The following is a 4,547-nucleotide window of genomic DNA, read 5'->3' as shown; positions in this document are numbered from 1 at the left end:
TAGTTTTTCTATTAAGCTCAACATATATTTAAAAAGTTGCCGGTCACTTCTCATTTTACCTGATATTGATCGCTTTTACTTTTGATATTCTGATGGGAGAATGAAACAGCCCTACCCTTAATCCCCCCTTAATAAGGGGGGCATCTGACAGTTTTTAACACCTAACTACTTAGTAAGAACGATGCTAAATCTATTTAACTCGCTTTTTGGGCGTTATAACGAGAATATCAAGGCCAATGTGGAAATTTACACTTGGGCAACTTGTCCCTACTGTATTCGTGCTAAATGGCTGCTGGGTTGGAAAGGGGTAAAATACACCGAATACAAGATTGATGGGGATGAAAGCGCTCGTCAAGCCATGGCGGAACGGTCTAACGGTAAACGCAGTGTACCACAGATTTTTATTAATAATGAACATATCGGTGGTTGTGATGATTTGTATGCTTTGGATGGTCAGAAAAAATTAGATAATTTACTGGCTAAATGTGGGACTATCTAAAGTCTATTGACGAAAAAGCCTATGAGAAACATCGGCAATGGATGCAGTTAGCTTTAAATTTAGCGGCAACTGCGGGGGATCGGGGTGATGTACCTGTGGGAGCAGTTATCGTGGATAAAGAGGGACATTTAATCGCTCAAGGGGCTAATTGCAAGGAAAAACACTATGATCCCACCGCTCACGCCGAAATTCTGGCGATTCGTGCCGCTAGTCAAGTGTTAGGCAATTGGCACTTAAATGATTGTACCCTCTACGTCACCCTCGAACCCTGTCCCATGTGTGCCGGGGCAATCATTCAGGCTAGATTAGGATTATTAGTGTACGGTGCTGACGATCCCAAAACAGGAGTTATCCGCACTGTGGCTAATTTTATAGATAGTCCTTTTTCTAACCATCGTTTACCGGTAATCGCGGGAATTTTAGCCAAGGAATCCGGGGAATTATTACAAACATGGTTTGAGAAAAAAAGATAAGAAAAATTTGAGTAATTATCGGGACGGTTGATAAATTTAGCTAAATTTATCAAATTATTGCCTTAGACATGACAAAAATAACCCATGATTAAAAGCTTTCGATGTAAAGATACAGAAAAGCTTTATAATAAGCAGTTTGTTAAAAAGTTTTCTGGGATTGAACGATTAGCGATCAAAAGATTGCGTATTTTAGAAAGTGCTAATACACTAGAAGCATTGGCAGGATTGCCGAGTAACCGCTTAGAACGTTTAAAAGGGGATAGAATCGGTCAATATAGTATTCGCATCAATGACCAGTATCGTATTTGTTTCTCATGGGATGATGCAGCTACTAATGTTGAAATTGTTGATTATCATTAAGGAGAATTCACGATGAATAATTGGAAAAGTCCTATCCACCCTGGTGAAATTTTGGCTGATGAATTAGAGGAAATTAATCTTAATGTTTCTCAGCTTGCCACAAGAGTTAATATCTCTGAGAATGAACTTGAGCAAATTCTCAAGGGACAAGGAAATATCACGGGAGATATTGCTTTAAAATTAGGGCGTTTTTTTAATACCGGGGCAGAAATTTGGATGAATTTACAAAAAGCCTATGAGTTAGATCTAGCGAGGGAAAAGTTAGGAAATACCCTCGAAGAAATTATTCCTTATCAATCCCTGTCTTCAGGATAAATTCTCTTGAATTCTATAATTATTCATTTGGCGGCATCTCACATTTGCAGAAATAGCGACAATCAGCAATTATCAGTCATCCTTAAACTGATACAAATGTATGAATAACCGCGTGTGGGAGTTAATCATACTATTAACAGTGGACTAGCTGATCACCACCAGTGGCATTAACCAGATCTTTTGCCAAAATGGAGTAAATATAGTAGCGGGGGGATGGTCAATGACAGCACGGGAAGTATTAGAGTTAATTCAACAGGCAAAGGACGAAAGAGCGGGGAAGTTAGATCTGTCCGACAGAAACTTAACAGAAATTCCCCCCGAAATCCCTCAACTCACCTCCCTGCAATCCCTCGACCTCATTAGTAACCAAATCAGGGAGATTCCAGAAGCGCTCGCTCGACTTACCTCCCTGCTGGTCCTCTTTTAGTTTGCTCTGGACGGGTAAAATCAATGAAACGACCTTCAATCAGTTTTTAGAGGGTTTTTGGCGATCTATCACGATTTTTAAAGGACAAGAACCAGAAACCAACAACGATGACACCCCCCAAGAAACCCCCCATCGGAGCAGTAAAGATTTGCTTACCACAGAAAAGTAACTTAGGCAAAAAACTTTACAAATATTTAATATTGTCTCTCTTTTTGTCAAATAAGGACATGAAATTCCTTATTTGTTAAATCCAGTCGATGGTGAAATTAGAAGAATGTTCAAACGCCACAAACTCTTAAGTGATATTGCACTCAAAATGAATCAAACATCTGACTCTATTTATCAAGAAGAATGGGATGAACGCGCATTTCGTCCACAGCAAGTGTAGAATTATGTTATTCTAAATGCTTAATTGGTTGGTGAGTTAATTTTTTTAACTTCTCAGCCACTTCAACCCGATGACAACGATGATAATCCATTTCTGCACATAATAGCAAAACTGTTTTTGACTGAGCTTTTTTAGCAATATCTTGTAAAACTTGATCAACTTTTTCCGGTTCAGGGGAAACCCAATGACTTGTCCCTGAAATATTTCCTAAAGTTTTTTCTGACAAATACTCTATTCCTTGTTGATGACACAATTTTTCAAGTTGATCACCATACCATTTGCGACTCCATGCGCGGGGTTTTTCGCGAACATCGATCAGAAAATCAACCTCAAATTCGTTAATATATGCTAAAAGACTATCATAGCTTGAACGATTGCCGTAGCCAAAGGTTAAAATCAATGATTGCTTTGTAGGTGGATTTTTCATGATTCTAAAATAACTCCATTTGATTGAACTTTACTAGGGGAGGATAAAACAAACCAATAATCATAAAAGACTTAGCATGATTTTTGAGATTTCCCACAATAAAATATAAATCTTTACTTTCAAGAAAATCATCTTCTAGTTTTTGTCTAACTTTTTCTAAGGCATACTGTTCAGCTTCTAGTCCTGACAATTGAGATCGATCACGGCACTTGCGATAAAGTTCCATAATTTCCCAATCACTAATTGAGTATTTATGCGGTACATTATCTTCATCCGTGAATTGATAAAAAAATTTATAAGGAATTTTTTCTAAGTCTATATTAGGCTCAAACAAATCTAGTTGATTGAGGACAGTCTGTTGTTTTTGATTCCATTCTCTAGAAGTTTTCTTAGAAAAAAATCTTTCAATTGACTTGGGTTTAATAATCCCTAGAGATTTTCCCTGTGCTTGAATATCGGCGATAGACCTAAATTGTAAAGATAGAACTATAGATTTTCTTTCTTGCCAATTATTAGTTGTATCTATTTTTCTAATAATTACCAAGAAATTGTCATCAATTTTAAAGCTTTCTGGACGGTAATCTTGATCATTTCTTTTAATTTTAGCACTAACAATTGCCCATCGATGGTAACGTTTATCAAAATCTAAATAACGATATCTGATGGGATAAATTCTAATCCACTGTAGCGGATTTTCCTCTTCACTTAACAATATTCCTGCCGTACAGACTGTCTCTTGATATTTAGTGCTAATAGATGGATAAGTTTTAGTGGCAATTAAAATTTTTCTAGTTTCCATAATATTTAGCCTGAATTATGACCTTTGACAAGCCGAAAGCTTGTATTTTCTTTAAAAACCCTTGTTTTGAAAATATATTTTATCCTGAAAAAATCGAAAATAGAAATTTTGTGATCAAAGTTTGAATGAATATTAACAAAAAACCTTTATACTTGTCAATACAATTTTCGGAGTATTTTTGATTGAAACCTACGGAGGCAATTCTCCCGTGATTATCGTGGGTAATTGTGCCGATGAAAATCCCCCGCAAGTTAAGATCCGCACCCTCCGGAAAAAATATCCCCAAATCACCAAGCTAATCGCCACTTCCTGTAAAACCGGTGCGGGAATCGAGCAACTTGTGCAGGAAATCGCCTCTCAAATCGATGTTATTCCCCATATCAAAGATTTATTGCCTAATAGTTGGTTTGAGATCAAAACTCAACTAGAAGCAATGCAAAAGAGTTATGACTTTATTTCCTACGAAAAGTATCAGGAAATGTGTCAGACAGCCGAGATTAGAGAGGCCAGCGATCAAAAAAGTTTAGTGCAGTTTCTCCACGATCTCGGTATTGTCCTCAACTACCAAGATGATCCGCGACTGAATGAAACCAATGTCCTGAACCCAGAATGGGTAACTGACGGTGTTTATGATATTCTCAATAATCACGATTTGATGGTGCGAAAAAAGGGTATTCTCTCACTGCCAGATCTGCACAATATTCTCAAACAACCCCACCGTTATCCCGAAAATAAACGCCGATTTTTGATGGATTTGATGGGAAAATTTGAACTCTGTTTTCCCCTTGATGGTTACAGTCCCGATCGCTATCTAATCACCGATCTTCTACCCATCGATGAACCGGATGTGGATATCTAC

7 protein-coding genes and 1 pseudogene are annotated in these 4,547 nt (G+C 37.5%); 6 read left to right on the top strand and 2 right to left on the bottom strand.

Features of this window, described 5'->3' with window-relative positions:
• Nucleotides 1–181: 181 nt before the first annotated feature.
• From grxC to EWV66_RS10700, 5 genes are all read left to right on the top strand, one after another.
• Nucleotides 182–499, top strand: coding sequence for a glutaredoxin 3 (gene grxC, locus EWV66_RS10720; RefSeq protein WP_002751734.1), 318 nt, complete (start codon nt 182–184; stop codon nt 497–499).
• A complete protein-coding gene (gene tadA, locus EWV66_RS10715; RefSeq protein WP_052275889.1) occupies nt 484–972 on the top strand; it encodes a tRNA adenosine(34) deaminase TadA in 489 nt (162 codons plus the stop codon). The genes grxC and tadA overlap by 16 nt, the downstream gene beginning before the upstream one ends.
• 84 nt (nt 973–1,056) lie before the next feature.
• On the top strand, nt 1,057–1,332 hold the full coding sequence (locus EWV66_RS10710) for a type II toxin-antitoxin system RelE/ParE family toxin (protein WP_012268033.1): 276 nt from the start codon (nt 1,057–1,059) through the stop codon (nt 1,330–1,332).
• 12 nt (nt 1,333–1,344) lie between these two features.
• Nucleotides 1,345–1,647, top strand: a complete 303-nt coding sequence (locus EWV66_RS10705) for a HigA family addiction module antitoxin (RefSeq protein WP_052275888.1) — start codon at nt 1,345–1,347, stop codon at nt 1,645–1,647.
• Nucleotides 1,648–1,867: 220 nt separating this feature from the next.
• Nucleotides 1,868–2,074, top strand: coding sequence for a leucine-rich repeat domain-containing protein (locus tag EWV66_RS10700; RefSeq protein WP_052275887.1), 207 nt, complete (start codon nt 1,868–1,870; stop codon nt 2,072–2,074).
• Between the two features lie 395 nt (nt 2,075–2,469).
• On the opposite strand, the gene EWV66_RS10695 is transcribed toward EWV66_RS10700, so the two are convergent.
• Both EWV66_RS10695 and EWV66_RS10690 read right to left on the bottom strand, forming a co-directional pair.
• Nucleotides 2,470–2,889 (bottom strand): DUF488 domain-containing protein, encoded by a 420-nt coding sequence (locus tag EWV66_RS10695; RefSeq protein ID WP_052275886.1) that lies wholly within the window; start codon nt 2,887–2,889, stop codon nt 2,470–2,472.
• Nucleotides 2,890–2,893: 4 nt separating this feature from the next.
• Nucleotides 2,894–3,688: a DUF8758 domain-containing protein gene (locus EWV66_RS10690; protein ID WP_287107885.1), complete on the bottom strand. Its 795-nt coding sequence runs from the start codon at nt 3,686–3,688 to the stop codon at nt 2,894–2,896.
• A 178-nt stretch (nt 3,689–3,866) separates the two neighbouring features.
• Here EWV66_RS10690 and EWV66_RS10685 point away from each other — a divergent pair.
• Nucleotides 3,867–4,547, top strand: a pseudogene (locus EWV66_RS10685) (COR domain-containing protein); the annotation flags it as partial.

Origin of the sequence: Microcystis sp. M_OC_Ca_00000000_C217Col (genome assembly GCF_007095585.1) — a bacterium.
Classification (GTDB): Bacteria; Cyanobacteriota; Cyanobacteriia; order Cyanobacteriales; family Microcystaceae; genus Microcystis; species Microcystis panniformis.
Note: the sequence above shows the minus strand (reverse complement) of the source record. Positions and strands in the feature narration are given on the sequence as shown.

What these genes read in the sequence shown, in the direction of transcription:
- EWV66_RS10690 (WP_287107885.1), bottom strand. Translation starts at nt 3,688, where the DNA reads ATGGAAACTAGAAAAATTTTAATTGCCACTAAAACTTATCCATCTATT.
- EWV66_RS10710 (WP_012268033.1), top strand. Translation starts at nt 1,057, where the DNA reads ATGATTAAAAGCTTTCGATGTAAAGATACAGAAAAGCTTTATAATAAG.
- grxC (WP_002751734.1), top strand. Translation starts at nt 182, where the DNA reads ATGCTAAATCTATTTAACTCGCTTTTTGGGCGTTATAACGAGAATATC.
- tadA (WP_052275889.1), top strand. Translation starts at nt 484, where the DNA reads ATGTGGGACTATCTAAAGTCTATTGACGAAAAAGCCTATGAGAAACAT.
- EWV66_RS10695 (WP_052275886.1), bottom strand. Translation starts at nt 2,889, where the DNA reads ATGAAAAATCCACCTACAAAGCAATCATTGATTTTAACCTTTGGCTAC.
- EWV66_RS10705 (WP_052275888.1), top strand. Translation starts at nt 1,345, where the DNA reads ATGAATAATTGGAAAAGTCCTATCCACCCTGGTGAAATTTTGGCTGAT.
- EWV66_RS10700 (WP_052275887.1), top strand. Translation starts at nt 1,868, where the DNA reads ATGACAGCACGGGAAGTATTAGAGTTAATTCAACAGGCAAAGGACGAA.